Annotated in this window: 20 protein-coding genes and 1 tRNA gene; 15 read left to right on the top strand and 6 right to left on the bottom strand. The window is 53.3% G+C overall.

What is annotated here, in order from left to right; all coding sequences use genetic code 11:
* Nucleotides 1-9 precede the first annotated feature (9 nt).
* On the top strand, nucleotides 10-975 hold the full coding sequence (locus KOR42_RS09560; protein WP_146509158.1) for a cell division protein FtsQ/DivIB: 966 nt from the start codon (nucleotides 10-12) through the stop codon (nucleotides 973-975).
* A gap of 57 nt (nucleotides 976-1,032) precedes the next feature.
* Here KOR42_RS09560 and KOR42_RS09555 read toward each other — a convergent pair whose 3' ends face one another.
* Entirely contained in the window at nucleotides 1,033-2,598 is a 1,566-nt protein-coding gene (locus KOR42_RS09555; RefSeq protein WP_146509156.1) for a cation:proton antiporter, read from the bottom strand.
* Nucleotides 2,599-2,995: 397 nt separating this feature from the next.
* Here KOR42_RS09555 and KOR42_RS09550 point away from each other — a divergent pair, with 397 nt between their 5' ends.
* The 3 genes from KOR42_RS09550 to dtd all read left to right on the top strand — a co-directional run bounded on the left by KOR42_RS09550 (nucleotide 2,996) and on the right by dtd (nucleotide 8,034).
* Nucleotides 2,996-6,352, top strand: coding sequence for a PVC-type heme-binding CxxCH protein (locus KOR42_RS09550; protein ID WP_146509154.1), 3,357 nt, complete (start codon nucleotides 2,996-2,998; stop codon nucleotides 6,350-6,352).
* Nucleotides 6,353-6,492: 140 nt separating this feature from the next.
* The gene (locus tag KOR42_RS09545; RefSeq protein WP_146509152.1) at nucleotides 6,493-7,413 is read left to right on the top strand and encodes a phosphate acyltransferase; all 921 of its coding nucleotides are present in this window, start codon (nucleotides 6,493-6,495) and stop codon (nucleotides 7,411-7,413) included.
* Between the two features lie 153 nt (nucleotides 7,414-7,566).
* Nucleotides 7,567-8,034, top strand: a complete 468-nt coding sequence (gene dtd / locus KOR42_RS09540; protein WP_146509149.1) for a D-aminoacyl-tRNA deacylase — start codon at nucleotides 7,567-7,569, stop codon at nucleotides 8,032-8,034.
* A 36-nt stretch (nucleotides 8,035-8,070) separates the two neighbouring features.
* Here the strand turns inward: dtd and KOR42_RS09535 are convergent, their stop codons facing one another.
* From KOR42_RS09535 to KOR42_RS09525, 3 genes are all read right to left on the bottom strand, one after another.
* On the bottom strand, nucleotides 8,071-8,343 hold the full coding sequence (locus KOR42_RS09535) for a CDGSH iron-sulfur domain-containing protein (RefSeq protein WP_146509147.1): 273 nt from the start codon (nucleotides 8,341-8,343) through the stop codon (nucleotides 8,071-8,073).
* 78 nt (nucleotides 8,344-8,421) lie between these two features.
* A complete protein-coding gene (locus KOR42_RS09530) occupies nucleotides 8,422-9,171 on the bottom strand; it encodes a hypothetical protein (RefSeq protein WP_146509145.1) in 750 nt (249 codons plus the stop codon).
* 68 nt (nucleotides 9,172-9,239) lie between these two features.
* Nucleotides 9,240-9,602 (bottom strand): hypothetical protein, encoded by a 363-nt coding sequence (locus tag KOR42_RS09525; protein WP_146509144.1) that lies wholly within the window; start codon nucleotides 9,600-9,602, stop codon nucleotides 9,240-9,242.
* Between the two features lie 252 nt (nucleotides 9,603-9,854).
* Between KOR42_RS09525 and KOR42_RS09520 the strand changes: the two genes are divergently transcribed.
* Nucleotides 9,855-10,211, top strand: a complete 357-nt coding sequence (locus KOR42_RS09520) for an STAS domain-containing protein (RefSeq protein WP_146509142.1) — start codon at nucleotides 9,855-9,857, stop codon at nucleotides 10,209-10,211.
* Nucleotides 10,212-10,283: 72 nt separating this feature from the next.
* Nucleotides 10,284-10,700 (top strand): ATP-binding protein, encoded by a 417-nt coding sequence (locus KOR42_RS09515; RefSeq protein ID WP_146509140.1) that lies wholly within the window; start codon nucleotides 10,284-10,286, stop codon nucleotides 10,698-10,700.
* Between the two features lie 259 nt (nucleotides 10,701-10,959).
* Here the strand turns inward: KOR42_RS09515 and lpdA are convergent, their stop codons facing one another.
* Nucleotides 10,960-12,345, bottom strand: coding sequence for a dihydrolipoyl dehydrogenase (lpdA, locus tag KOR42_RS09510; RefSeq protein WP_146509137.1), 1,386 nt, complete (start codon nucleotides 12,343-12,345; stop codon nucleotides 10,960-10,962).
* 397 nt (nucleotides 12,346-12,742) lie between these two features.
* On the opposite strand from lpdA, the gene KOR42_RS09505 reads away from it, so the two are divergent.
* A complete protein-coding gene (locus KOR42_RS09505; protein WP_146509135.1) occupies nucleotides 12,743-13,471 on the top strand; it encodes a hypothetical protein in 729 nt (242 codons plus the stop codon).
* A 75-nt stretch (nucleotides 13,472-13,546) separates the two neighbouring features.
* On the opposite strand, the gene KOR42_RS09500 is transcribed toward KOR42_RS09505, so the two are convergent.
* Nucleotides 13,547-14,974 (bottom strand): DUF1501 domain-containing protein, encoded by a 1,428-nt coding sequence (locus KOR42_RS09500; RefSeq protein ID WP_146509133.1) that lies wholly within the window; start codon nucleotides 14,972-14,974, stop codon nucleotides 13,547-13,549.
* Nucleotides 14,975-15,569: 595 nt separating this feature from the next.
* On the opposite strand from KOR42_RS09500, the gene KOR42_RS27830 reads away from it, so the two are divergent.
* From KOR42_RS27830 to KOR42_RS09465, 8 genes are all read left to right on the top strand, one after another.
* On the top strand, nucleotides 15,570-15,818 hold the full coding sequence (locus tag KOR42_RS27830) for a prepilin-type N-terminal cleavage/methylation domain-containing protein (protein ID WP_390620848.1): 249 nt from the start codon (nucleotides 15,570-15,572) through the stop codon (nucleotides 15,816-15,818).
* Between the two features lie 446 nt (nucleotides 15,819-16,264).
* Nucleotides 16,265-16,341 (top strand) — tRNA-Arg (locus tag KOR42_RS26525).
* Between the two features lie 632 nt (nucleotides 16,342-16,973).
* Nucleotides 16,974-18,002 (top strand): aldo/keto reductase, encoded by a 1,029-nt coding sequence (locus tag KOR42_RS09490; RefSeq protein WP_146509132.1) that lies wholly within the window; start codon nucleotides 16,974-16,976, stop codon nucleotides 18,000-18,002.
* Nucleotides 18,003-18,081: 79 nt separating this feature from the next.
* On the top strand, nucleotides 18,082-19,491 hold the full coding sequence (locus KOR42_RS09485; protein WP_146509130.1) for a sulfatase family protein: 1,410 nt from the start codon (nucleotides 18,082-18,084) through the stop codon (nucleotides 19,489-19,491).
* 133 nt (nucleotides 19,492-19,624) lie between these two features.
* Nucleotides 19,625-21,778, top strand: coding sequence for a sulfatase family protein (locus KOR42_RS09480; RefSeq protein ID WP_146509128.1), 2,154 nt, complete (start codon nucleotides 19,625-19,627; stop codon nucleotides 21,776-21,778).
* 65 nt (nucleotides 21,779-21,843) lie between these two features.
* Entirely contained in the window at nucleotides 21,844-23,100 is a 1,257-nt protein-coding gene (locus tag KOR42_RS09475; protein ID WP_146509126.1) for an outer membrane protein assembly factor BamB family protein, read from the top strand.
* A 119-nt stretch (nucleotides 23,101-23,219) separates the two neighbouring features.
* On the top strand, nucleotides 23,220-24,701 hold the full coding sequence (locus tag KOR42_RS09470) for a sulfatase family protein (RefSeq protein WP_146509125.1): 1,482 nt from the start codon (nucleotides 23,220-23,222) through the stop codon (nucleotides 24,699-24,701).
* A 68-nt stretch (nucleotides 24,702-24,769) separates the two neighbouring features.
* The gene (locus KOR42_RS09465) at nucleotides 24,770-26,152 is read left to right on the top strand and encodes a sulfatase family protein (RefSeq protein ID WP_146510054.1); all 1,383 of its coding nucleotides are present in this window, start codon (nucleotides 24,770-24,772) and stop codon (nucleotides 26,150-26,152) included.
* The last annotated feature ends 149 nt before the right edge of the window (nucleotides 26,153-26,301 follow it).

Here is a 26,301-nt window from a genome sequence, read left to right as displayed (position 1 = left end):
GAAACAATCGTGGCGACTGCAGCCAAGACACCTAAGAAGAAAGCTCCGGCGAAGCGGAAAGCGGCCAAAGAAGCTGCGCCGCCAAAGCCGTCTTTCATCGGAATTGTCTTGCGGAAATTTGTGTTTCGACCAGTGACTCTGCTGGTTGTGGCCATTGGTCTTGTGTCTGCGGTCCTGGCGCCGCGTGTACCGGCGATGCTTCCCGATCTCTCGCAGCTTGAGGAATATCAATTCCCGCTCGATGAGATGCGCGTCAATGCGCCGAATGAATGGGTTCCGCCGACATTGATTGACGACGTCCTCGCACAGAGTTCGCTTACTGAGAACGTATCGCTTCTGGATTCGAATCTCTGCCGCGAAGTTTCCGAAGCACTCGCTGGGCATCCGTGGATCCGAAAGGCGCAGCTTGTTCGACTGACCAATGAGCCCGCGATTCAGGCATTGATCGACTACCGAGAACCGGTCGCCTTCGTGCGAACTCCGACGGACATTTATGCAATTGACGTGGAGGGAGTCATCCTTCCTCGCGAAGATTTCACCGAAGATGACTACGCACGGTTTCCGTGGATTTTGAATGCCGTCGACCCCGAATCTGCCGAAGCGGGGGATGTGTGGCCCGGCTCAGCGATGGTAGCAGCAGCGACGATCGCCGAGATTCTCACTCCCAAACACAACATGGAAGTGTACTGGAATCACTTCCAGTTGCGGGGGATTATTCTTCCTCCGAATTCACGAGACCTTCAGCCGGACGAGATGATTTTCGAACTGCTCACGGTCGGGGGAAGTCGCGTTGTGTGGGGAAAACCGATCGGATTTGATGACCTTGAACCGACCGCTGAGCAAAAGCTTGGTCGGATGGAACAGTACATCGAGCGGTTCGGAGACTTTGATTCTCCGAACGGGCCATATCGAATCGACATTCGTCTGTTCGATGCCATTTCGCTCGAGCCGCTCGGTGAGCTTCGCTATCGCTGAGTGAGCTTCCGAGGAAGACTCAAGTCAGCGATAGAACCTGCTTTTCGTTGGGAATCATCACTCAGTGGCTGCCGCTCCGTCCGCTGCTCCGGGGGACGGTTTGGAGAGTGACCACTTCAGCAGTGGTGGCGTCACCATGGTGGTAATGATCACCATTACGATGATCGCGGAATAGGTGTCATCGCTGACGACTTTCTCACCCTTCACCATGAGGCCAGCACCGACGCTGGCGAAGATCAATCCGACTTCGCCGCGAGGAATCATCCCGAGGCCGATGGCGACTTTGTTGAGTCCCTTTTCGACCACACCCAGTGAGCAAACCTGCTTGCCAATGACAGCTGCGACGGTAATGGCTCCCGCCAGCATCCAGACGCTGGAATTTCCGAAGCTCGACAGGTCGACCATGATTCCCATTTGAACAAAGAAGATTGGAACGAGAAGCGCGGTCAGTGGGGCAAGTGCCTCTTCGAGTTCAACATGTTCTTTTTTGCCCAGATTCTGGTAGTGGGCTTTCTCAAGAATCAAACCTGCGGCGAATGCTCCAACGATTGGTGCGAGGCCAACGAGATTGGCCAGAAACGCGAGGCCAAAGCAAATCACGAGCGAGGTCGAGACGAGCAGTCCATGACCGCGAAGGAAGCTCGCAGCCTTAAACAGCGGCTTCACGAGCAGGTGGCTTCCCAGCAGGATCGCAGCGGCGAGAAATCCAATGGACTTGACGACAATCTCGATCAGGCTCGAAATATTGAACGCATCGCCCTGCTCAATGATTCCGGATACGACTGTCAAGATGATCAGTCCCAGAACATCGTCGACAACGGCCGCTCCGAGAATGATTTGAGACTCCCGTTGCTGAGACCGTCCGAGATCTTTCAGAACGCGAGCGGTAATCCCGACGCTGGTCGCACAGAGTGTAGCTCCGAGGAACAGCGAGACTTGCCACGGTTCGTGTTGCAGGAGAAACCAGCCGACTGCCACTCCTAAAATCATGGGGGCGATGACTCCGAGGATCGCGACGAACAGAGATGAGACGCCAACTTTCATCATCTCTTTGACGTTTGATTCGAGCCCGACTTCGAAGAGCAGCAACACAACGCCGATCTCTGCGAGCATCTTCAACGCGGCACCCGTGCTGTAAACGTCGCCGATGGAGTGTTCTTCCGGAGCTTGCAGGAAATCCAGTCCGTGCCAGCCATCGACTCCGATCCAGGATGTCGTGATCAGGGCGATATTCCCGAGAAGAATTCCGACGGAAAGTTCTCCGAGAACGGCAGGCATGCCGACTCTTTCGAACAGGTCTCCGACCACTTTGGCGAGCAGGAGAATGAGGACGATCGCGGCAAACAGCGGGGCGGCGACATTTGAGTGTCCGCCTCCGTGTTCTCCTTCGGCGTGTTCTTCCCCGTGCGATTCCCCTTCAGTTCCGTGCTCTCCGGCAGCGTCTCCTTCGTCTGGCGAATGGCTTTCTTCAAACTCGTCCGAAGACGCTTCGACATTCTGGTCAGAAGTTGCATCAGGGGTTGCTAATTCTTGCTCGACAACCGAACTCGGAGCTTGGCCCAACGCGGTCGGGGTGCTGATGAACTGGAAAAGTCCCGGCACCGCAGCCAGAACAACGGCCATCAGCAACCAGTTTCTTCGAAGAGATGCTTTGGGCGGTGCGAGAGGATCCGAACTCAGTGAAGTCTGAGAACGTTGACGGATTCGGGATTGAGTTCGGCGGAACAAAGTTGTGCTCCTGAGTGTGGTGTGTTGACAATGGAACGAGAGGTCGACGAAGAAGTGACCCCTTCTCGACGGTCGCGGCTCTCTGTTTGTGCAAATTGTGTATTTTGCCGGGGCAGCGTGTGAAGCGAGCCCGCATTGCGGCAAAATCCAAACTCCCGATAAGATCGGAACATTAGCAGGAATCTGAACTAAGGCAACGGCCTCTCCTTGGCAATTGAGATTTCAAGGAACAGAATGCCTTTGGCAAAGCAATTACTGCTCCACTTCAACTAATTCCAATCCGAGAGTTCTGATGGATCGAAGCGGTTACTTTCGAACGACGTTGAGCAAATGCTTGTTCCTGTGTGGGGTAGGGCTCTTCACGACACAGTTACATCTCTCAATTTCGAGTGCCGACGAGTCGCTGGGAGTTCGCGTTCCCGAAGGGTTTGAGGTCACGCTTTATGCGGACGACGAGCTCGCACACGACATCTATTCAATGGCTGTCGATTCGTTTGGGCGAGTCGTCGTGTCAGGCGCTGGATACATCAAGATTCTCCACGATACCGATGGCGACGGTCGTGCTGATGACGCATCGCTCTATGTTGATGGTCCCAAGCGGGGAGTCCAGGGAATGTACTTCGCCGGGCGGGATTTGATCTGTTCCGGTGAAGGAGGACTGATTCGTTATCGTGATCGCGATGGCGACGATCGAGCGGATGGACCACCGGATCTGTTCTGGCGGATCAAGACTGGTGGCGAACATGACCTGCATGCGATCCGCAAAGGTCCGGACGGATGGTGGTATGTCATTGCCGGAAATAATGCTGACATCGATCGACGATACATAAAACTCGAGACGACTCCGGTTCAGGATCCGCAGGCCGGTGCGGTGCTTCGATTTCAGCCCGATCTCTCCACCGGAGAAGTGTATGCGGATGGATTTCGAAACGCTTACGACTTCGACTTTGGAGCTGCCGGCGACGTCTTCACATTCGACAGCGACGGCGAACGGGACATCAGTCTCCCGTGGTATCGTCCGACGCGGGTGTTTCATGTGTTGCCGGGTTCTCATGCTGGTTGGCTGACACGCAGTTGGAAACGTCCCGACTGGTTCTTCGACATGCCGCCCGCAGTCGGCGAGTTCGGACGCGGCTCCCCGACAGGAGTTGAATGTTACCGCCACTCTCAGTTTCCCGAGGAGTATCAGGGGGCTCTCTTCGTGTTGGACTGGACCTATGGACGTGTCTTCGCAATGCCTCTCGAACCTTCGGGGTCGACATGGTCGAGTGAACCGATCGATTTCATGAGTGCGATCGGTCAACACGGCTTCGCTCCCACAGATGCAGCAGTGGGACCGGATGGTTCCTTGTACATCAGCGTTGGAGGCCGGGGAACTCGTGGCGGGGTTTATCGGATTCGCGCAAAGGAGCGATCTTCCGAAGCGGGGCTCCGATATCTCTCGGAGATCCCGGGCAGCGCAGCGAAACGTGTCGAGCATTGCCTTCAGGCACCTCAACCGTTGAGCAGCTGGTCACGCCGAATTTGGGAGCCGCTTGTTGCTGAGCTTCCAAGCGAACCGTTTATTGATGCTGCGCTCGATCGACAGCGTCCGCAGCCAGAACGGATTCGAGCAATCGAAATCCTCACGGAGAAGTTTGGGGGACTCGATGGAGACATGCTTTACAGCCTCGCGTCAGATCCGGATCCCGTGATCCGTGCTCGGGCTGTCTGGTCCGTTGGCCGTTCGGAAACTGCTTCACCCAGCGTTCGTGATCTTGTCTGGTATCTCGGAGATTCGAATCCTCAGGTTGTCCGAGCTGCAATGGAAGCGCTGATTGGAGCCGGAGAGAATGTGTTTGATTCGTATGTCGACGCGCTCGGCGAACAACTTGCCCATCCCGATCGATACGTTCGACAGACAGCGATGCGGTTGCTGGTCAAATGTCGTCCGGAAACATCTCGAGCGATGGCTGCCAAGGGATTTGCGAAAGGTTGGAGTGCAGCGATTCCCGTCGCGGCCGCATTCGCCCTCAACAATGACGGGGTTCATGAATACCCCATCGACATTGCTCTTCAGATCCTTCAATCGACGCGGTCCAACGAATTGAAACTCGAAGCGGTTCGGGTTCTTCAGTTAGGGCTGGGAGATCTTGTGCCTGATTCTCCGGAGATTGCTCCGGTCTTCGATGGGTACGCATCGCCTCAAGATTTGAGATCATCGACGGAGCAGACATCGAAAATCGTCAAGGCTCTTGAAAAGGTCTATCCGACCGGAAGTCCGCTTCTCGATCGTGAACTTGAACGAACGATGTCGATCGTTTCTGCGAACAGTGAACTACTCTTTGCTCGTTTGCTGAGTCGACTGACGGATGACTCCGATCCGGTGGAAGATTTGCATCGACTGATCGTTCTTTCGCGGATGCCTGTGCCAAGGACAAGTGACCAGCGTCTCCAGATTGCGAAATGTCTCGTCAATGTCGATCACAAAATTGATCGACTTCAATTGCGTCAAGATACGAACTGGGCAGACCGAACACTTGAAATTTACACCAATCTCGTCCAACCGGATCGTCAGTTACCCGAAGCGATTCTGGCCACTCCCGGGTTTGGCCATCCGGGGCATGTCCAGTTCTTGAGCCAGTTTCCTCCTCAGCTGTTCGGCGAGACGATTCAAGTCTTCTCGAAAACCATTCGTGAAGATCCCGACTATCCGTGGAACAGCGACGTTCTGTTTCTCTTGTCGGAGTCACCCAACAAGGAGGATCATGAGTTAATTCGCGAAATGTATTCGGACTTCGCGCTCCGCTCTGCGGTGATTTCCTGCCTGTCCATCAATCCGACTGAGGCTGACCGGAAGTATTTCTACGAGAGTCTTGATTCTGCGAGTGAAGAGACGTTGCAAGAGTGTATTTCTTCTCTCGGACTGTTGTCCCCAACTCAGGACCCGGCGGAAAACGTTGAGCTGGTTCGTGCTCTTCGTCAGCTTGGTGACAGTGGGGTCGAACGGCAGATTCGCGACCAGATCGTGGAACTCCTGCGAAGAAATCATGGAATGAATTTCAATTACGCCATGGGGAAGGACGGAGATTCTCAGCCCGAGGAGATTGCGGCCTGGACTGAGTTCGTCGCCAAGAAATTTCCCGAAGAGTTCGCCTCGCGTTCAGGGACTGAAGAACTCGGCCTGGAGGAGTTGAAGGATCGTCTGGCATCGATTGACTGGTCTTCAGGAAGCCCGCTGGCGGGCGAGAAACTCTTCCGGGGACGCGGTTGTATTCAGTGTCATGGTGGTCGAAGTGCACTCGGTCCGGATCTCAGCGGAGTAGCTGGGCGATTTTCTCGTGAGGATTTGTTTACTGCGATTGCGTTTCCGCATCTGGATGTTTCTCCGCGATATCAGACAACTCAAATCGCAACGGTCAACGGGAAGATTCACACTGGACTGATTGTTTACGAATCTGTGGATGGTTTGGTTCTCAGAGATTCGAACAACCGGACGTATCGGATCGAAACCGAAGACATCGAAGTTCGCCGTCGACTCAGCCAGTCACTGATGCCGGAAGGTCTCTTGAAGGATCTTTCCGATGACGATCTTTCGCATCTTTATACGTACTTGCAGAGTCTCGGTGGGAGAAGAACCGTTTCTTCAAACGCAACTGAGTCCGAGTAATAGAGTCCGATGAAATGACGCTCCATGGATTGCCGAAGCTGCAGGCATCTCCTCGCTCAGGAAAGCGATTCGTGTGAGTTCGAACGGCCATGAAAATGGTTGAGGCTCAAGTTACACATCTCTCAGACAGGTCTTTTAGAATGCCTCTCTCAAGTTTTCAGGATCTTTTCTCGGCTGCCGATCAACTTCCGTCACCAGTTGGAGTTGTCGCAGCGGGTGGGGCTGATGCAACGGTCATTCAGGCGCTCGAACTCGCTCGCCGACGCGGATGGGTCCACCCGATTCTGACGGGAGATCGTGAACAGATTCAGGAACGTGCGGACGCGATCGAAGTCGACCTTGAGCCGTTCGTTATTCTGGAAGACGCTGCGGATTCCGCTGCGGTTGCCGTGAACGAAGTCACTTCCGGACGGGCTGCGTTTCTCATGAAAGGGCAGATTTCGACTCCGCATCTGATGAAAGCCGTGCTCGACAAAGAGAATGGACTCCGAACGGGACACACCATCGGACAGGTTGTGCTGATGGAAATTCTCCGGGACAATCGCTGTTTTTTGATGACCGATACCGGGATTTCGATCACTCCGACTTCAGAGCAACTCGAAGATCTGATCCGAAGTGTTGTCGAAATTTCGAAGCGACTTGGCGAACCCAAAGCGAAGGTCGCTTTGATGGCTGCGTCGGAAAAAGTCGTTCCGTCGATGCCGGAGACAGTGGTTGCGCAGGAACTCGTCGAGAAGGCCAATCAGGGAGCTTTCGGTGATTGCCTTGTTCAGGGGCCACTTTCGTTCGATCTGGCGTATTCGAGAGACGCGAGCAACAAGAAGGGGATCGACGGAGAGGTGACCGGATGTGTCGACGCGATGGTCTTTCCGAATCTGCTGAGTGCCAACCTGACGGTGAAGGGCATGATGTACACTTCGGATTGCCAGTTCGGGGGAATTCTCACCGGGACGTCTCATCCTGTTGTGTTCATGTCGCGAGCCGATACGGTTGAAACACGCCTCAATTCGATCGCCTACGCTCTTCATGTTTGTGAAGCGGGTGTCCGTTCTCTCCGATAGAGCCGTTTTCGAGAGGGGCTCGCAAGCACGAACAGCCACGAACAGGCAAGTCCGTTGGAGTTGATGCTGACCCGCGCAGGCGAGTGAAGCTGTGAGCTTCCGCGAGTTCATCACCATTGTTTTCGGGAATCAGAATTTTGTAGCGGAGAAGAAATGCGCGCGGTGGTTCAGCGAGTCAGTTCGGCACAAGTCACGGTGATTGATGAAGAGAACGCGACGTCGTTCGTCTCAGGGCGGATCGGTAGCGGATTCGTCGTTCTTGTCGGAATCTCTTCCGAAGATACAAGCGACGATCTTGATTACATCGTGAATAAACTCGTCGGGCTGCGAGTCTTCGAGGACGATGACGGAAAGATGAATCGCTCGATAGAAGAAACTGGTGGGGAGATGCTGGTGATCAGTCAGTTCACGCTATATGGAGATTGCCGAAAAGGACGCCGCCCGAGTTTTGTGGCAGCTGCGTCCCCTGAGAGTGCAAAGCCGCTGTATGAGACATTTCTCAAACGTCTCGAAAGCACCGGTGTTCGAGTCGAATCCGGACAGTTCCAGGCGCAAATGCAAGTCGAGCTTGTGAACGATGGCCCGGTGACGCTGTTGCTGGACAGCTCGAAAGGGTTTTGAGTTGATCAAAACCCTCTGCGAGCGTTTCCCAGTGACTTAAGCTTCCGGCGGGAGATGCTTGTGAGCACCGTCACAACGTGGCGTATTCCCCGTTTTCTTGCACATGCACATCATCACAGAGCAGTCTTCTTCTGCGGTGAATTTGTGCGGGGCGAATCCGGTTCCTTTGTGGGCTCCATCGCAAAATGGTTGATTCGCGGAGAGTCCACACGTGCAGTATGCGTAGTTCTTCCCTGCTTCGAGGCTGACTTTGGCCGGAGCCCGACCAGCGGGTTTTGGAAGCTCGGATTGTTCGAATTGATCAGTCATGCAGTTGATTCATCCTTGGAGTACGCAGGACAGACTGGAATGAGATTCTTGGTTGGCGATTCGATTCGCCAATCACGTTTACTGAAAGACTTCGTGGCAGGAGTCACAGCTTTGATTCGCAGCGTCGAACCACTTTCGGCCTTCTTTGCCATCCTTCTTGCGAATGGACTCGGCAAGTTTCAGGGACGCTTCACGGAATTCATTGCTGAATTTGTTCCATTCCGGAAGCATGGCTTCGTCTTTGACTTCGTGAGTGTCTGCCTGCATGGCGAGTGCCAAAATCGCCCAGGTTGTGGCGTGAACGGGTTCTTCCGGTTTGCCACGAGGACGTCGGAGCACTTTCAGCAACGCACTGTTGCGGGAGTTCATTTCTTCCATCATCGGGTGCATGTTGATCAGCTTGTTCCACGGGTGATCAACGCTGTGCTCTCCCGTTGCTTCCCCGTTGACTGAGAGTTTGACTTGTTCAAGTGCAGCTTTGGCTTCTTCCAGAGTGCTCTTTCGTTGAAACTGGAGAGCCGCATCGCGGAGAGCCGGTCCCTGAATTTTCGTCACGGAAGCTTCGTCGTGCTCGGCAAGTGCCTGACCCAAGCAGGCGAGCAGTCCGAACGACTGACGAATCTGCCCTTCTCGCGCATCTTCGTATCCGTCCTGATCGTCGAGTGCTTTTTGCAAAGTCTCGAGTTGAGACTGGACTTCAATTTCAATTTCAGAAACGGGGGAGATTGATTCGATCGGAACCGGCGCTTCGGCGAAGGTTGTCGTCGCGAAGCATGTCGAGAGCACGGTCGCTCCGAGGATTTGAAATCGATTGAGCAGGGATGACATCAACACATTCTCCGAATATCAGAAAACGATTTTTTCAGGGAGTTCGCACATTCTCCGTCGATCACTTTTCAGGATCTGAGGAATCCTGTGAGGACAACAGTGCACACCAACAGTGCGAAAGTTCCATTCACGAGGATAGAAACCAGCGTCATGGATTTGGAGTCTCGCGACGACGAAAGATCAACAACACCCGCGAAGAGACCGATCATCGCCACCATTGTTCCCGCGACCAGAACTGCCCCCATAAGCGGAGCGATCACCGGTTGGTCACCCAGATCAGGACGAAAAAACAGCAAGCAGGCCGCAACAATTCCGAAGATGACGGCGGTCGCGATGGTGATTGTCATCGCGGCGAATGCGACCAGACGCAGAATGTTCTTGTCGGGGACCTCGTAATTCGGCCGGCTTTGTTCGGAATTTGAAGTGTCCATTGGTGGTTGTCCATGTTTGCAGGCAAGGGCTCATGCTCTGATACGCATAATCGGTCCAGACGCGCTGATAGCGAAGTTTGGAGAGATTGAAAATCGACAGTGAACCTGATGCTCTTGACATTGCGATTGACAAGCATGATGATCAAAATTGAGTGCCTTGAGAAGTGATGGTCAAAGTACTTCTGTCTCGTTACCGTTCTTTCGGTGAACGCTTCGCTAGGTCTGTCGCCAGGATTTATCAGGAAGTTATTCATGTCTGCCGGACAACGCCGTATCGATATTGAAGAAATTGGGGATGTTACTGTCGCGAAATTCGTCGACAAGAAGATTCTCGATGAGAACAACATACAATTGATCGGCAATCAGTTGTTTGGGCTGGTAGAAGAAGACGGTCGCAAGAAAATCGTCCTCGACTTCACGACTGTGGAGTATCTCTCCAGTGCGGCACTTGGGAAATTGATCACGATGGACAAAAAGGTCAAAGCGGTTGGCGGTCAACTTCGCCTCTGCTCGATCCGTCCAGACATCTACGAAGTGTTCGCAATCACACGCTTGAACAAGCTGTTTGATATCCGCGATGATCAGGAAGCCGCACTCGCGGGATTCTAAAAAAACCGTTGTTTCAGCCTGAACTGAACTCAACTTATCCGAGCAACCTTCTCGACAGCAGGCCAGTCTCGCATGGCTGACTCGTTCGAATTCGAAGTCACGATTCCCAGTGATACCGCCAAGGGGCATGAAGTCCAGGAGGACATCCTGCAGCGGCTCCAGCACGGTGGGTTTCCGGAGCATGATTTATTCGGAGTGAAGCTCGCGCTGGAAGAAGGGATCGTCAACGCGATCAAACACGGAAACGGGCTCGATCCGAATAAGAATGTTTCCGTTCACTGCTCTTACGATGGCGAACGGGTCATCGTGGAAATTGAAGATGAGGGGCCGGGCTTCGATCCCGGAGATGTCCCCGATCCAACCGCCGATGAAAACCTTCAAAAGCCGAGCGGTCGAGGGCTCATGCTGATGAAAGCGTTCATGACTCGCGTCGAATTCAACGACAAGGGCAATCGGGTCATTCTCGAAAAAGAACGCAGCGCGGAGTGAGCATTCTCCGCGTGGATTGCTGATCTTCAATTTCGACTCTTGCTGCTTTTCTACTCTTGAAGTGCGCAGCGAGCCTCACGCATCCGGTCTTGGCCGTCCCGTTTCATTGGACGGTCGCAATCGCAATTTGCGCAGGAGCAATGTGCCGCCACTTTGCGGAGAATCAACAGTTTCCCGGCGAGTCTGACTCAGGGGTTAACGGAGTTGCGACAGGTATATTTCGGCGTGAGCCGGTTCGCTTCACTTTCGACATGTGTTTTTACATGTGAATCGTGCGGCCATCGACCGCCAGGGCTGCTTCTTTGATCACTTCGCTCAGTGTTGGATGAGCGTGTGAGCTGCGGGCGATGTCCTCTGCACTCGCTCCGAACTCGATAGCCACCACGCACTCGGCAATGAGTTCGCCAGCGTGAGGACCGATGATGTGGGCACCGAGGATTCTGTCCGTTTCCTTGTGAGCCAGAAGTTTGACTTTCCCGTCAACGGTTCCGCTCGCTTTGGCGCGTCCATTCGCAATGAACGGGAATGTTCCCTTGTTGTATGCGATCCCTGCTTCTTTCAGCTCTTCTTCCGTCTTTCCGACCGATGCGATTTCCGGATCTGTGTAAACCACCCCGGGGATCGCATTGTAATTGACGTGCCCGTATCCCGAGTAAAGTTGCTCGACGCAGGCCAGTCCTTCCTCTTCAGCTTTGTGTGCCAGCATGGCTCCGCCGATCAGATCGCCGATCGCGTAAATGTTACCGGCTGAAGTTTTGTAGTGGTTGTCCACCACGACGAACCCGCGTTTGTCGACTTCAACCTTGGCAGCTTCCAGGCCGAGATTCTCAGTGTTTGGTCTTCGGCCCACAGCCATCAGGACTTTGTCGCAGGTGATCGAATCTTGTCCGTCGACAGTGACGGTTGCCTTTGTTCCATCGTTGGTCACCCCGGTGACTCGTGCTCCCAGGTGGAACTTCAGGCCCTGTTTTTTGAAGATGCGGAGGGCGTCTTTGGCGAGTTCGTTGTCCATTCCCGGAAGAATTCGATCGAGGTACTCAAGCACGGTGACTTGAGAACCGAGTCGCCGCCAGACTGTCCCCAGTTCGAGGCCAATCACTCCTCCGCCAATCACGACAAGATGTTCGGGGACCTCTTCGTAGGCGATTGCATCAGTGCTGGAACCGACGAATTGGCCGTCGAAATCGATTCCGGGAAGTGATGCCGGGGTGCTGCCGGTCGCCAAAAGAATTGTGTCGCCGGTGACTTCTTCGGTATTGTCTTCGGAGGTGATTTGGACGGTTGTGGGATTCGCGAGAGTCGCGTGTCCGAAGAATCTCTCGATCTTGTTCTTCTTCATCAGGCCGTCGATTCCGCCAGCCAGCGTATCGACAACTCCCTGCTTCTGATCCATCATCGCGCCGAGGTCGATCTCGAGTCCCGAGACTTTGATCCCGCGTGAGGCGAACCCATGTCCGGCGTGTTCGAAAAGATGGGAACTTTCAAGAAGTGCTTTGCTGGGGATACAGCCGACGCGCAGGCAGGTGCCTCCCAGTTGACGCTCTTTCTCGATGATCGCTACCGATTTGCCCAACTGTGCGGCTCGGATTGCGGCGACGTAGCCTCCGGGGCCTGCTCCAATAACGACGAGATCAAATTTTGACATGAGTCCAGTTCATTCAATTCTGGGCGAAGGGCGAGCGATCGGGCGATAAGTCGGTTTGCATTCCGTTCGACAATGCTTACAGCCCCGATATGTAAGTCAATCGTGTTCGACGTTCAAGAAACAGCGGGGAACTCTCGGGTATCGCTGGGCAAATTGCTTCTCTGATAACGCCCATCGGCCTCGAGTGTCGTCGTGTTGAATTCTTGGGGGGGGTCAATGTGACGACGTTTGTGCGGATTCGGTGAGGGGATTTCTTGTCCACTTAAGTTTCGAACCCGTAGGAGGTTAGTGATTATTCGGCGGGAATTGCCGATGCTCGGCTCGCTTTTCGCAATTCAAATCGTTGAAAAGGGAAGGACATCAAGAACGCACTGGAGGCGAAGGAAAGGGAGCTATCGTGAATACATCTACGAAATCATTGTTCGTCAGTCCAACAATCACCAGTTTGTTTCGAACGGGGAACGTGTTCCAAGTTCGGACGATGTGCGTGGCGATTCTTTTGTGTGGAATTCTGTCAGCAGGAGCGAAAGATCTTCGGGCTGGGAGTCGGCACAACGAGCGCTACCGTCATCTCGATGATCTCGCCTTTTCGGCGTTCGTGGAAGCACGCGAATTGCGTTGGGAGATTCATGACGACTTCGTCGAGTCGCGCGACTACGACCATCTTCTCGAAGATGCGGACCGCATCGTGAAAGGTGTGCATCGAGTTCAGGCAGCAATTCTGGCTGAAGAGTCGGACAAGGATATCCGAGAAGAGACTCTGCGGCTAAGGAATAAGATTGACGTCCTGAAGGAGCATCTCGGAGCTTGTGACTACGCCGTACATCGCCCGGGGCGACGGCAACCGACCGCTGCGGGGAAGGGGTATCACTTCACTCCGGAAACGAAACACGTCGGAGCTGTTCACGTTCGTAAGGCGTTGGAGCATCTCGACAGAGTCGAAGCGACGGTCGCTCATCTGCAAGACGATCTTGTGAAGCGACGACGAGTGGGAAGTCAGGGTGATCGAGACATCAGAAGTGTGCCTCCTCTGATGGTTCCGCAAGGTTTCGCCCCGTCGACATCGTCGTCACGGGATCAGAGATCCGAAGCATTGGCTCAGTGGCTCTTTCGCGTCGGATTCTGACCCAAAGTTGTTCGGCGATTAGCGATTCTAGATCGCGGGATCGGCTCAGTGTGACGAGTGAAGCAAGAGCGAAAGTCACGCTTGAGCTCGACCAGTGATCAACCGGTAGGCATCTCCTTCATTCTGCGTCGGTCGTTCCGGTCGACCTTTATGAAGGTATGTCAGCGCCAAGTGGTCAATCCCCATCAGGTACAAGATGGTGGCGTGAAGGTCATGGACGTGAAGACGATTTTCGACCGCATGAAATCCGAGGTCGTCAGTGGCTCCGATCGTTTGACCGCCTGCCACTCCTCCGCCTGCCATGAACATTGTGAAGCCTGTCGGGTTGTGGTCTCGGCCGTCCCCTTTTTCGCTCATCGGAGTTCGGCCGAACTCGCCACCCCAAAGCACGAGTGTTTCGTCGAGGAGTCCTCGTCGCTTTAAGTCCTGAATGAGCCCGGCAACGGGTTTGTCCATCTGGCGGCACATGCGGGTGTGATTGTTTTCGATCGCGGAATGTGCGTCCCACTTGCTGCCCGCACCGTGATAGAGCTGAATGAAACGGACTCCGCGCTCAACCAGTCGTCGCGCAAGTAAGCAGTTGCGGCCGAAGGCTTCGGTTTGCTTTTCGTCGATCCCGTACAGCTTTTGAGTCTCTTCAGTTTCTGATTCGAGATCGATCGCTTCCGGAGCGTGTGCCTGCATTCGGAACGCCAGTTCATAGCTCTCGATTCGAGCTTCAAGTTCGGTCTGAAATTCCCGACGAGACGCATGCTGGGTGTTCATTTCGTTTAGTAGATCGAGTTTCATTCGTTGGCGTCGATCACTGATTCCCTTGGGGTTGTTGAGATTGGCGATCGGTTCCGTTCCAGAGTCGAGCTTGGTTCCCTGATAGCTGGCGGGCATAAACCCTGCGCTCCAGTTTCGCGGTCCGTTTGTCACCTGGGCTGGATTGTCGGTCATGACGACGAAGCCCGGAAGATTCTGGTTTTCTGTGCCGAGTCCGTACGAGACCCAGGCTCCCAGAGAAGGACGTCCCGGAAGCGGCGTGCCGGTATTCATCTGGCAGACTCCACCAGAATGGTTGATGCCGTTCGTCCAGCACGATCGAATGACAGCGATGTCGTCCACGCATGTTGAAATGTGAGGAATCCAGTCGGATGTCCAGATTCCGGACTCGCCGTGCTGTTGCCATTTTCTCTTCGAACCCAGCAATGGAGAGTTCGCTTCTCCCATCGCGGTGATGACCTTCTTGTATCCGACCGGGAGTTGAGACCCGGCGAGTTTGTTCAGTTGAGGCTTGGGGTCGAACAAATCGAGATGGCTGGGGCCGCCTTCCATGAAGAGGAAGATGACGCTCTTTGCCCGCGGCTTGATGTGAGACGATAGGGCGGGACCGGCAGACAGCGATGACGTTGGCAACATCGACGCCAATGCAAGTGCTCCAAACCCCGTACCTGATCGGAGAAGTGCTTCGCGTCGACTGAAGGAGGGATCGGGAGTTTGCGAAAAGCTGGGATGCATGTCGGGCATTCCTTAAGAATGAAGTGCGTACTCGGGGAGGCTCGAAGGGCTGAGACGAAATCGCTCTCAGACGCGCGGGGTGATGCGGATTCGGTATCTCACAATTCTAAGGTGACCAATCCAATATAGACCAGTCCTTCGGTTTCTCTGTACTCGACACATGCTTGTTGTTTCGAGATCTGTGGATGTGTTGATGGGAAAACCGGTCTGGAGCGGTTTCATTTTCATCTGTTTCGCTGAATCCTGGCAAAGAGGCTTGAACGGGCAGCTTTCTAATGTGAGAATGAGTCTCAATGTCAGCGAAGCCAGCGAGTCTGTATCGAGATAGCCAGCCACGCAAGATCACAGTTGCTTCAGCGCAACGAACTGTCAGGCGTCCTTCCTCAAAATGGCGATTGTCAATCGTCTCCTTCCTGTTTGTGTGATCAGGCACGGTGCTCCTCTCGTTCATGCTTCATGAAGCGGGCAAGTAGCAACTTCCTGCCTCGATCGGAAACTGGCGATCATGTTCGAAGTAACGTTCTCTCTGAGATCGGAGTTCTTCAAAATGATTCCTGGTTCAGCGGCGGAAGCCTTCGACTGATGTTCATGCTCTTTGAAGCAACTGGCCGAAACACTTTTCCACTTGAAATTCAGAGGAAAAATTGTGGCTGTTGCACATCTTAGAAGACGTCGTGTTAGAAGACGTCGTGGATTTACCCTGATTGAGTTGCTGGTTGTGATCGCCATTATTGCGATTCTGATCGCACTCCTTCTGCCGGCTGTTCAGCAGGCCAGGGAGGCAGCCAACGCCGTTAACCTTTTTAGTGTTGTATCAAAAGACGTCTTGATGGAAATGTTGTGATGACGTAAGGCATTGTTGTCACACAAGTTCCTTTGTCATCTCGGAACGGAGTCCGGGCATGTCGCATCACATTCTAGCCTCGGTTGGATGACTGTTGAGTGTGCTCACTGACGCCTCGTCGGTTGCGCGCCGTCGGTGATACGCACCTAGAAACTGAAAGTAGGTATTCATCACGAAACAAAAGACTGGCAAATTGTTCGTGAACCACTCCCACATTGATGCTAAGATTTCCATGTCAACTCCATTGCTAGAGGGATGTGACAATTCGCTCCGGTGCTGTTCCCGCAGCATCGGAGCTTTTTCTTTGCGCTGACGTCGAGTGGCTTGAGGCCCGGGCACGGTCGAATTCTTGACGGCGACGGCGGCGTCCGGCGGCGTGGTCAATTTCCGAACTCGTTAACTGTCGTTTTGTGACAATTCGACAAGGTGCCGTTCCGGTTGTAACGACGTGAGCAGCGGATTTGAGCCAATCAGCAGCGGACTTCTAATCCGCAGGTCGGGGGTTCGAATCCCTCCGGGCGTACTCCTCTCTCATTCTCGAACGAGGAGCGACTCCGCCATTTGCTCGCAGGACGGAAATTGCTTTGGCTCTAGGTCGCGAGGTATCCTCAGGCGGCGAAACGAGTTGCGAGAACTGCTTCCGAGAGATTGCCTTCGAAATCTCCGGTGCGGGATTGGGCTGTGACATCATCTGCGTCGCGTCGGGTGTCGGTAACTTTCAGAAGTCGACACGGCAGCGATCTCAACTGGACTGTCGGTCGGGCAGATTGATCAGTTCGGCAATACAGTCGAATTTGGCATCGTGGGCTCGTGTCCGTCCGGAGGAAGCAGCGGGCCCTTGTGTCGCAAATCATTAGCTGAATGTCGCATTCTATTCTCGACATGTTTTGATTTGAGCGGACAATTCTTGAATGCCAGCAATTCCACGAATTTCATCAAATCGCAATATGTTCTGGTCTAACTCGGGATGATCATCGTGAGTGAATCCGTTGTTCGGTCACTGATCGATGGTTTCTGGTTGCGTTGTGGTGACGCAAAAAGATGACAGTGGATTTCCGTTGTCTAAATGCGGGCTGTGAAATTATCTGGCCGGACAACCATTGTTTGAAATCGTATTGAAGCCGCGAAGGTCCCATTTCTCGAAAGATCTCATTCATGGAAACAAGACAGCTCGGTCGAACCGGGATTGAAGTGAGTCTTCTCTCAATTGGCGGTCTTTATACATCGTCTCTGGCGGGAGGTGTGTCCGAGACGGAACGCATCATGAACCGGGCGATTGAGCTGGGCGTGAATGCGATCGATACCGCTCCCGCATACGCAGACAGTGAACGCACCGTTGGACAGGCGATTGCGAGCAATACTGCCCCGCTGATTATCACCACGAAACTCGGAGGTCGCCCACAGCCTTTCGATCCTCAAGACATCGTCGCTTTGCGTGAATCCGTCGAAGAAAGCCTGCGTCTGCTCGGACGTGAGCAGGTTGACATTCTGATGATTCATGAACCGGATCGTCCACAACAATACCCCTGGTGGACGAGTTATGACCCGTTGGATGGGCCGGTCCTTGAGCTCATGGATGATCTAAAAGCAGAGGGAAAGATTCGGTTCAGCGGACTCGCTGGGACAACCGTAACGGAAATGACATCGCTCATTCAAAGCGATCGGTTCGATGTCGTCTTAACCGCCTTCAACTACAACGTCCTGTTTCGAGAAGCTGCCGAGACAGTCATTCCCGCAGCTGTGGATCACAACATGGGAGTCGCGTTGGGATCCGTGTTCGGGCAGGGCTTCCTCACTCGACGTGCTGATGAGGAAGTGAGAGGGAATCCATTCTGGCTCGCAGAATCGAGACGCGAACAGTTGTTGGCGTACTACGAACTTCTCGATGAATTAAAGTTGCCCGCTTACGAGTTGTGTTTACGATTCGCGGTCTCGAATCCAGCTGTCTCAACGATCCCGATCGGATGCAAAACGGTCGAGCATTTAGAAGCCAGTGTCGAGGCTGTCGAGAAAGGTCCTCTCTCCGAGGATGTCCTCAATCGAATCGATGAGATCGCAGACATGGTTCCCCGTCGTCCGTGGGAAGAGCCGATGATTCTTCCGTTCGGGAAAGATTACTATGGTCCGGGAATCGCCAACATGGGAGCAGCGGTCCAAGTCGGGAAGCTGAAGCTCGAAGCGTAGTCGGCCGAGCAGGTTGAGTGGCTCCGTTTCTGTATATTGCGGATCTGTTTCTGTAGATTTAAGAGGTTGGAATCAATTGATGAAGTTCGCGTTTCTTTTTCTGTTTGTCGTCAGTGTTGGTCTCTCACCGGCTGGATACACAGGTGAGTTAAAAGCTGACGAACGTCCTAATATTATTATGTTATTGGCGGATGATCTCGGCTATGGCGACCTCTCCTGTTTCGGGAGTCCCGCAGTCAAGACTCCGCATCTCGACCGGCTCGCAGCTGAGGGAATGAAGTTCACGAGGTTCTATGCTGGTTCAGCGGTCTGTTCACCGACACGTGCTTCTGTGTTGACGGGACGCTATCCGCTACGGTTCAACATCACCCGTCACTTCAACGATGTCAATCGATGGTTGCCGGAATCAGCGACGACAATTGCCGAACTCCTGAAGAACTCGGGGTATCACACCGCACATGTGGGGAAGTGGCATTTAGGCGGCTTGCATGTGGATGAACAGGGGCAGCGGTTGGAGGATCAACCGGGGCCGCGTCAGCATGGTTTTGACATCTATCAAACACAGATTGAACAACAGCCTATACGCAGCAAAATGGGCCGTGAGCGGACTCTCTTTCAAAATGGCGGAACGGTTCTGATTCGAAATGATCGACGGATTTCGTCGGACGATCCCTATTACTCCAAGCATTTCACTGACGCGAACGGTGATTTCGCAGTCGAACTGATTGAAAAGTTTGCTGCGGAAGAGAAGCCCTTCTTCCTCAACGTGTGGTGGCTTGTTCCGCACAAGCCTTATGAACCTGCTCCCGAACCTTACTGGTCGGAAACCGCTGCTGACGGAATCAGCGATGATCAGCACCGCTTTCGATCCATGATGCAGCATATGGATGGAAAGGTCGGTCAGATTCTGAACAAACTCGATAGCCTGGGAATCGCCGAGAACACAGTTGTGTTGTTCACCAGCGATAATGGAGCTGCTTTCGAGGGATATATTGGCGACCTAAAGGGAGGGAAAACCGATCTTCACGACGGTGGCCTGCGAGTCCCAATGATTGTCCGCTGGCCGGCCGAGATTTCCAGCGGACAAGTCTCGAAAGAGTTCGGGCACACCAACGATCTTCTCCCCACGTTCTGCGAAGCAGCCGATGTCGCGATCCCGACTGACGTTCCCGTCGATGGTCTCAGTCTTTTGCCTGTCATGAAGGGGGCTGCATCGCCGGATGTGAATGAACGGGGAACTGTCTTCTGGCAGCTGGACCTTTACAGACACATGCAGCGACATGAACCCAAACCGAAGCCATTCGCAACCGAAGTTGCCATTCGAGGAGATTGGAAACTGCTGGCACGGAACGGCGAACCTGTTGAACTGTTCGATATCAGAGCCGATCCCAATGAGCAACAAAACGTCCTCGGCGACCATCCCGAAGTCGTCGAGTCTATGGTTGCCGAACTCAACGAATGGTTAAATGCACCCCGGGTTGAGAAGTAATTGGTTTCCCTTCACTGGGAATTGTGTCGCAGTGACTCAATCTCAAAGCGGGGATTCAAGAGACCTGTTGCCTGTGACTGATCCTGTCGACGAATGCGAAGATCAATATCGAAAATGCTTGAGGAGGCCACTGATGACGTCTCGATTTAATCGCACTCTTTCGCTCCTCATATTTCTCTCTCTGGCAGGAGCTGGAGCGAGTGAAGCATGGAGTGCAGAACGAACACCGAATGTCGTGCTCATCTTCGCCGATGATCTCGGGTACGGAGACCTCGGGTGTTATGGGGCGACGAAAGTTCAAACTCCTAACATCGACAAACTCGCTGCTGAGGGACGACGGTTTACGGATGCTCATTCGGTTTCGGCGGTTTGTACTCCGTCTCGCTACGCGCTGCTTACGGGTGAGTACCCTGTTCGAGGGAACGGCGGAAAGGGCATCTGGGGACCGGCACCAGTAACGTCTCCTCTCCTTGTTGATCCGGACAAAACCACGATTGCAGATCTCTTTAAAAACTGCGGATATGCGGCCGCCGCATTTGGGAAGTGGCATTTGGGATTTAAGACGGGGTCCAACGACTGGCAGGAACCATTAAGTCCCGGACCGCAGGATCTCGGGTTTGACAGCTATTTCGGAGTTCCGGTTGTTAACAGTGCTCCACCTTATGTCTTCGTTGAGAATGAACGCATCGTCGGTGGAGATCCCGACGATCCGCTTGTTCATCTCGGTCGAAACAAAAAAGATGAGGTGACAGCGATCACCGAAATCCCTCCCGAGGCCGCACAGCGCAGCCCGAATCAGTTTGGCGGAGCCGTTGAAGCTCACCGGCGCTACAACGACTATGAGGTCGGAACGACTCTTGCCAATAAGTCAGTCGAGTGGATTGGCTCGCATCAAGACAAGCCGTTCTTTCTTTATCTCGCGACGACCAATATCCATCATCCTTTTACTCCCGCGAAGCAATTTCAAGGAACGAGTCAATGCGGGCTCTACGGGGATTATATACATGAGCTCGATTGGATCGTGGGCGAAATACTGACATGCCTCGACGAGAACGGTTTAACAGACGATACGCTTGTGGTCTTCACAAGCGATAATGGAGGTATGTTCAATCATGGAGGACAGGCTGCATTCGAAGCTGGGCATCGACAAAACGGGGATCTGTTGGGGTTCAAGTTTGGTGTCTGGGAAGGTGGCCATCGTGTTCCGTTCATCGTTCGATGGCCGGGAAAGGTGAAGTCAGGCACTGTGTCTGACCAACTGTTCGGAAACGTGGACATGCTCGCGACATTCGCTGCGTTGACTGATCAGCAACTCGATTCAAAACAACAGGCCGACAGCGTCAATATGCTTCCTGCATTGCTCGGGGAAACGGAAGAGACGCTCCGAGATCATTTGATTCTTGCTCCGCACAAAGGGACTCACCTTTCAGTCCGCAAAGGCAAGTGGATCTACATTCCGAATCAGGGAAGCGGCGGATTCAACGGAAAGAAGCCAGGGGATCACACGTTCGGCGGACCGCCCGCAGTTCACTTTGTTGGCTCCGTAAACAGCGACATCGAAGATGGAAAGATTCGAAAAGATGCTCCACCGGCGCAGCTGTATAATCTGGAGGACGATCGAAGTCAGACGCAAAACGTCATCAACGAGCATCCCGAACTCGTCGAAGAGCTGCGAGTCCTTCTGAGTCGTTATGCACCCGCACAAGACGAGAAGGCTTCGAAGCAGAACAGCAAGAAAGCAGCAAGCCACGCTGCTCCGAAAACTCCGGCAAGTCCGAGTGGACGCAGTGCAACTTTCGATTTTGAATCGGGAGAGCTCGCCCCGTGGAAAGTAATCGAAGGCAGCTTCGGGAATGTTGTTGGTCAACGCGAGACGTTCTTTCACAACGGGCAGGAGTACAACAAGCAGGGACAGTATTACCTGACAACCCTTGAGCACTCCCCGGAAGCTGTGAAAGGTTCTGACTCACAAACAGGAGTCATCGTCTCCCCTCTCTTCATTCCGACGGGGAAGAAGATGACGTTCCGGATTGGCGGAGGACGAGGCGACGAAACATACGCAGCACTGTGCAAGGCTGACGGGGACGAAGAAGTGTTGATTGCCCGAGGAATCAATAGTCAGGTGATGCAGGGTGCTGAATGGGATTTGACACCTTATCTCGGGCAAAAGATGTACATTAGAATCGTCGATCACTCGACGACCGGATGGGGGCATCTGACCGTCGACGACTTTCAGTTCGATGCGAATGTGTTGCCCGAATACCCGCAGCACTTGATAGCGCCGTAATAAAAGTGCTTCAAGACAGCAGTTGATTTAATACTCATTCGTTCCGACGTGTAAGGAAGTTTAATATGTATCGTGCTCTGCTGCTGACTCTTGTGGTTTTGTGCGCATCGACGCCGTTGCTGGCAGGCGACTGGCTAGAGTTTCTCGGTCACGGCGGGACGGCTCGCAGCTCTGATGTTGTTCCTGTCGAATGGAGCGAGTCTTCGAACCTGATTTGGAATGTGGACTTGCCTGGAACGGGTTCTTCAAGCCCGATCATCGTCGGGGATCGCGTGATTGTGACGTGCTACGTTGCAGGAGACGGAGAAGCCCGACGCGAAGTTTTGTGCTTCGACAAGAACACTGGGGCGAAGTTCTGGTCCGTTGATTTTCCGATTGACTATTCGGAAGACCCGTATCAGGGATACATCATCGAACACGGTTACGCTAGCAATACACCAGTCTCTGACGGGGAGCACGTGTTCGTTTTTCTTGGCAAAGGTGGCGTGCACGCGATCACACTGGACGGGGAGAAAGTCTGGAGCGTTGATGTCGGCAAAGAGTCCAGCAACCGCCAGTGGGGTTCCGGTGCGAGTCTCCTGCTGTTCGAAGACAGCCTCATCGTGAATGCTGCTGAAGAGTCTAAAGCAATCCTTGCACTGAATAAATCGGACGGGAGTGAGCTATGGAGACAAGAAGCTGGCATGTTGGAACTTGCCTACGGAACTCCTCGTCTGGTGACCATCGCAAGCGGAGAAGCTGAGTTGGTGATTAGCGTTCCGGAAGAAGTCTGGGCATTGAATCCGTCGACCGGCAAGCTGAAGTGGTTCGCACAATCGCCAATGACGGGGAATGTTTGTCCCTCGATCATCGTAGACGGCGGGGAGATTTACACTTTCGGAGGATACCGATCCTCGGGGAGTGTTTCGCTCAACGCAGGCGGGAAGGGCGACGTCACTCAATCGCACTCTCGCTGGGAGAGTCGATACAGCTCATATGTTGCGACGCCACTGCTCTATGATGGCCGACTCTACTGGATCGACGATCAGGGAATCGCTTACTGCACGTCCGCCAAGGATGGAAGTCTGATCTATCGGGAGCGTGTTGGTGATCTTGGTGGAGGCCGACCAGTTTACGCCTCGCCGGTACTCATCGGCAAGTATATCTATGTGGTGAGCCGTACCGGCGGGACGGTTGTTTATCCTCCCGGTCCTGAATTCGAACCGATCGCCCGAAATGTCATTTCCAGTGACAAGACAGACTTTAACGCATCTCCCGCCGTTGCGGACGGAAGGATTTATTTAAGAAGCAATCAGGTTTTGTATTGCATTGGAGAGAAGTAAATTGCCGCCATCTGGAGAGCTCAAGATGGCGGCGTTGCCATCTCAGTTCGAGTGACGATACAAAAAATACATTATTCTGGATTGAATCATTTGTCGAGATGCGACGGAGGGAAGCGGTCATGGTTTTACGCGCTCTGTTAGTTTTGCTGTGTCTGAGCGGGACATGGGCTTCTTCATCGGACAGACCGAATTTCGTGGTCATCTTTACGGACGATCAGGGTTATGAAGACGTGGGCTGTTTTGGAGCAACGGGTTTCAAAACTCCGCGACTCGATGCAATGGCCAGGCAGGGCATGAAGTTTACGAACTTTTACGCGCAGCCCATTTGCGGTCCTTCGCGAGCAGCCTTGATGACCGGATGCTATCCAATGCGAGTGGCCGAGCGGGGAAATGTCAAACAGGTTCATCCAATCTTGCATGAGGATGAAATTACGATTGCTGAAGTCCTCAAGGCTCAAGGCTATGCGACCGCCTGTTTCGGGAAATGGGACTTGGCGAAACATGCTCAGTCGGGGTTCTTTGTCGATCTGCTTCCGACTCGGCAGGGCTTTGATCTGTTCTTCGGAACTCCGACCAGCAACGATCGCGTGGCCAATCTCTATCGCAACGAAGAATTGATTGAGCCCGAAACGAACATGGCGACGTTGACCCGACGTTATACAGATGAAGCGATTACATTTATCGAGGAAAATCAAAACCGTCCGTTTTTCGTTTATCTCCCTCACACGATGCCGCATACACGACTCGAAGCCTCCGCCGAGTTTCGCGGAAAAAGTGAACGCGGCCTGTATGGGGACGTCATCGAAGAGATTGATTTCAACGTCGGCAGAATTCTCGACACGATCGAAGAACTGAAATTGGCTGGCACGACTTATGTGCTGTTCACGAGTGATAATGGTCCGTGGTTAAGTAAGAATAAGAACTTCGCTGACGGTCGGCTTCCTCGTGACCATGGTGGATCGGCAGGCATCCTGCGGAGTGGAAAAGTCTCGTCATTCGAAGGGGGAGTGCTGGTTCCTGCGATTCTCTGGGGACCTGGACGGGTTCCACCGGACACGACATGCGATGCGATCGCAACGACGATGGACATCTTTCCAACCTTTGCAGCCTTGGCGCAGGCGGAAGTTCCAGCTGATCGTGTGATCGATGGCGAGGACATTCGTCATCTTTTTCACGGGGACTTCGACAAAGCTGATCCGGACAAAGCATTCTTTTATTATCTGCGGGTTCATCTCCAGGCAGTTCGGCAAGGGAAGTGGAAGCTTCATTTACCCCGTGAGAAAGAACCCGTTGGTGTCGCTCCATTCAGTCGCAATAATCACATTGGACCCGCTGATCGAGTCGGATTCGAGAAACCATTCCTCGTCGATCTAGAGAATGATCCGGGCGAAACGACAGATGTATCTGAGATGAGTCCGCAAGTCGTTGAACGCTTGCTCACACTCGCGCAAGAGATGCGGGAAGACCTTGGCGACTTTGATCGTGTCGGAAAGAACATGCGATTCTTTGATACACTCGAAGAGCGGCCGTCAACCCCTCCGGTTCCGAAATCGCGAGCCCGAAATACATCGAAGCCGAAAGCGAAAAAGCCGGCGTCGTGATGTCGTCCAGAATGTCGAGATTCTGATTGGATTAGTTTATGTTGCATTTAATTAGTAATCAGGCCGCCATGATGTTTCGATTCGTGGCGATGTTGGCGTGTTTGGGAATGGTCTCGGTAATTATCGCCGACGAAAAGCCCAACTTCATCGTCATCTTTGCAGACGACCTCGGTTACGGCGATCTCAGCTGTTATGACCCCGATGGCATCGAGACACCTCGGATCGATGCACTTGCAGACGGCGGATTTCGCAGCACAGATTTCTTCGTTCCTGCGAATGTTTGCAGCCCGTCACGTGCAGCTTTGCTCACAGGTCGCTATCCAATGCGTTGCGGAATTCCAGTGGCACGCTTCGAGAGAACGGGATCGAAATATCAGGATTATGGTCTCGCTTCCGATGAGATTACGATTCCCGAACTGCTCAAACCTGCGGGGTATCGGTCCCTCATGGTGGGGAAGTGGCATTTGGGAATGGAAGTCGAAGGCTCTCATCCTATCGATGCTGGATTCGATGAGCATCTGGGGATTCCGAGCAATTATGGAAAGTCTCGCGGGCCGAACTTCGATACGCTTTACCGGGGAAAGCAGGTCGAGCGGAAGAAGATTCCGTGCGAAGAGTTAACAAACATCTACACGAACGAAGTGGTCGATTTTATTCATCGGAATCAAGACGATCCATTCCTGATTTATGTGTCGCACCATATTGTTCATTCCCCGTTGCTTCCAAGTAAGGAGTTCGTTGGAACGTCCGGGAAGGGGAAGTATGGTGACTTCATTCGAGAGTTAGATCACAGCACCGGTCGCATTATCGATGCGGTCCAGGACGCGGGGCTTTCAGAGAAAACCTTTGTCGTGTTTACTTCGGACAACGGTCCGACGAGAGTGGGTTCGACAGGAGGATTGAACGGCGGGAAGTATTGCACAATGGAAGGGGGGCACCGCGTTCCCGGGATTTTCTATTGGCCGGGGACGGTTCCGCCTCATCAAGTCTCGGATGTCACACTCACCAGTATGGATCTGCTGCCGCAGTTCTGCACGCTGGCAGGAGTCGCTCTTCCTTCTGATCGAAAGATTGATGGGAAACACATTCTCTCGATTCTCAAAGGGGAGCAATCCGAATCGCAGCATCAGTTTCTTTATTATTATAACGGGACGAACTTACAGGCGGTGCGGGAAGGGAAGTGGAAGCTGCACTTGCCGCGTTCGGCGAATGATCAGCCATTCTGGTCGAAGAAGCCAGGTAAATATAAAGGGTTCGTGGCACTTGATGAACTGCAACTGTTTGATCTCGAAAACGATCTCGGCGAAAAGGAAAACGTCGCCAGTCAGTATCCCGAAATGGTCGCCCGTTTGCAGAAACAGGCTGACTTAATTCGCGCGGAACTCGGGGACGTGCGGGTGACTGGTCATGATCAAAAGGAAATCAAACTTGTCGATCCACAGGAGAGATGAACAGAGCAGTTTCTCGAATCGGCAGGAGGACTTGAGCGTCGACTCATGTTTCGCTGCGTCTTGATGACACCTGTATATACACACATATATTAACGAATCATCCGATGGTTCGAGTGAGCGCACAGAATTGAACAGCTTGCTTAAGAGCC

The organism is Thalassoglobus neptunius (assembly GCF_007859735.1).
GTDB classification, from domain to species: Bacteria; Planctomycetota; Planctomycetia; order Planctomycetales; family Planctomycetaceae; genus Thalassoglobus; species Thalassoglobus neptunius.
The sequence above is the reverse complement of the archived record's forward strand: the minus strand, read 5'-3'. Positions and strand labels throughout refer to the sequence as shown.

What these genes read in the sequence shown, in the direction of transcription:
- KOR42_RS09555 (WP_146509156.1), bottom strand. Translation starts at nt 2,598, where the DNA reads ATGGCCGTTGTTCTGGCTGCGGTGCCGGGACTTTTCCAGTTCATCAGC.
- KOR42_RS09550 (WP_146509154.1), top strand. Translation starts at nt 2,996, where the DNA reads ATGGATCGAAGCGGTTACTTTCGAACGACGTTGAGCAAATGCTTGTTC.
- KOR42_RS09545 (WP_146509152.1), top strand. Translation starts at nt 6,493, where the DNA reads ATGCCTCTCTCAAGTTTTCAGGATCTTTTCTCGGCTGCCGATCAACTT.
- dtd (WP_146509149.1), top strand. Translation starts at nt 7,567, where the DNA reads ATGCGCGCGGTGGTTCAGCGAGTCAGTTCGGCACAAGTCACGGTGATT.
- KOR42_RS09535 (WP_146509147.1), bottom strand. Translation starts at nt 8,343, where the DNA reads ATGACTGATCAATTCGAACAATCCGAGCTTCCAAAACCCGCTGGTCGG.
- KOR42_RS09530 (WP_146509145.1), bottom strand. Translation starts at nt 9,171, where the DNA reads ATGTCATCCCTGCTCAATCGATTTCAAATCCTCGGAGCGACCGTGCTC.
- KOR42_RS09525 (WP_146509144.1), bottom strand. Translation starts at nt 9,602, where the DNA reads ATGGACACTTCAAATTCCGAACAAAGCCGGCCGAATTACGAGGTCCCC.
- KOR42_RS09520 (WP_146509142.1), top strand. Translation starts at nt 9,855, where the DNA reads ATGTCTGCCGGACAACGCCGTATCGATATTGAAGAAATTGGGGATGTT.
- KOR42_RS09515 (WP_146509140.1), top strand. Translation starts at nt 10,284, where the DNA reads ATGGCTGACTCGTTCGAATTCGAAGTCACGATTCCCAGTGATACCGCC.
- lpdA (WP_146509137.1), bottom strand. Translation starts at nt 12,345, where the DNA reads ATGTCAAAATTTGATCTCGTCGTTATTGGAGCAGGCCCCGGAGGCTAC.
- KOR42_RS09500 (WP_146509133.1), bottom strand. Translation starts at nt 14,974, where the DNA reads ATGCATCCCAGCTTTTCGCAAACTCCCGATCCCTCCTTCAGTCGACGC.
- KOR42_RS09490 (WP_146509132.1), top strand. Translation starts at nt 16,974, where the DNA reads ATGGAAACAAGACAGCTCGGTCGAACCGGGATTGAAGTGAGTCTTCTC.
- KOR42_RS09485 (WP_146509130.1), top strand. Translation starts at nt 18,082, where the DNA reads ATGAAGTTCGCGTTTCTTTTTCTGTTTGTCGTCAGTGTTGGTCTCTCA.
- KOR42_RS09480 (WP_146509128.1), top strand. Translation starts at nt 19,625, where the DNA reads ATGACGTCTCGATTTAATCGCACTCTTTCGCTCCTCATATTTCTCTCT.
- KOR42_RS09475 (WP_146509126.1), top strand. Translation starts at nt 21,844, where the DNA reads ATGTATCGTGCTCTGCTGCTGACTCTTGTGGTTTTGTGCGCATCGACG.
- KOR42_RS09470 (WP_146509125.1), top strand. Translation starts at nt 23,220, where the DNA reads ATGGTTTTACGCGCTCTGTTAGTTTTGCTGTGTCTGAGCGGGACATGG.
- KOR42_RS09465 (WP_146510054.1), top strand. Translation starts at nt 24,770, where the DNA reads ATGATGTTTCGATTCGTGGCGATGTTGGCGTGTTTGGGAATGGTCTCG.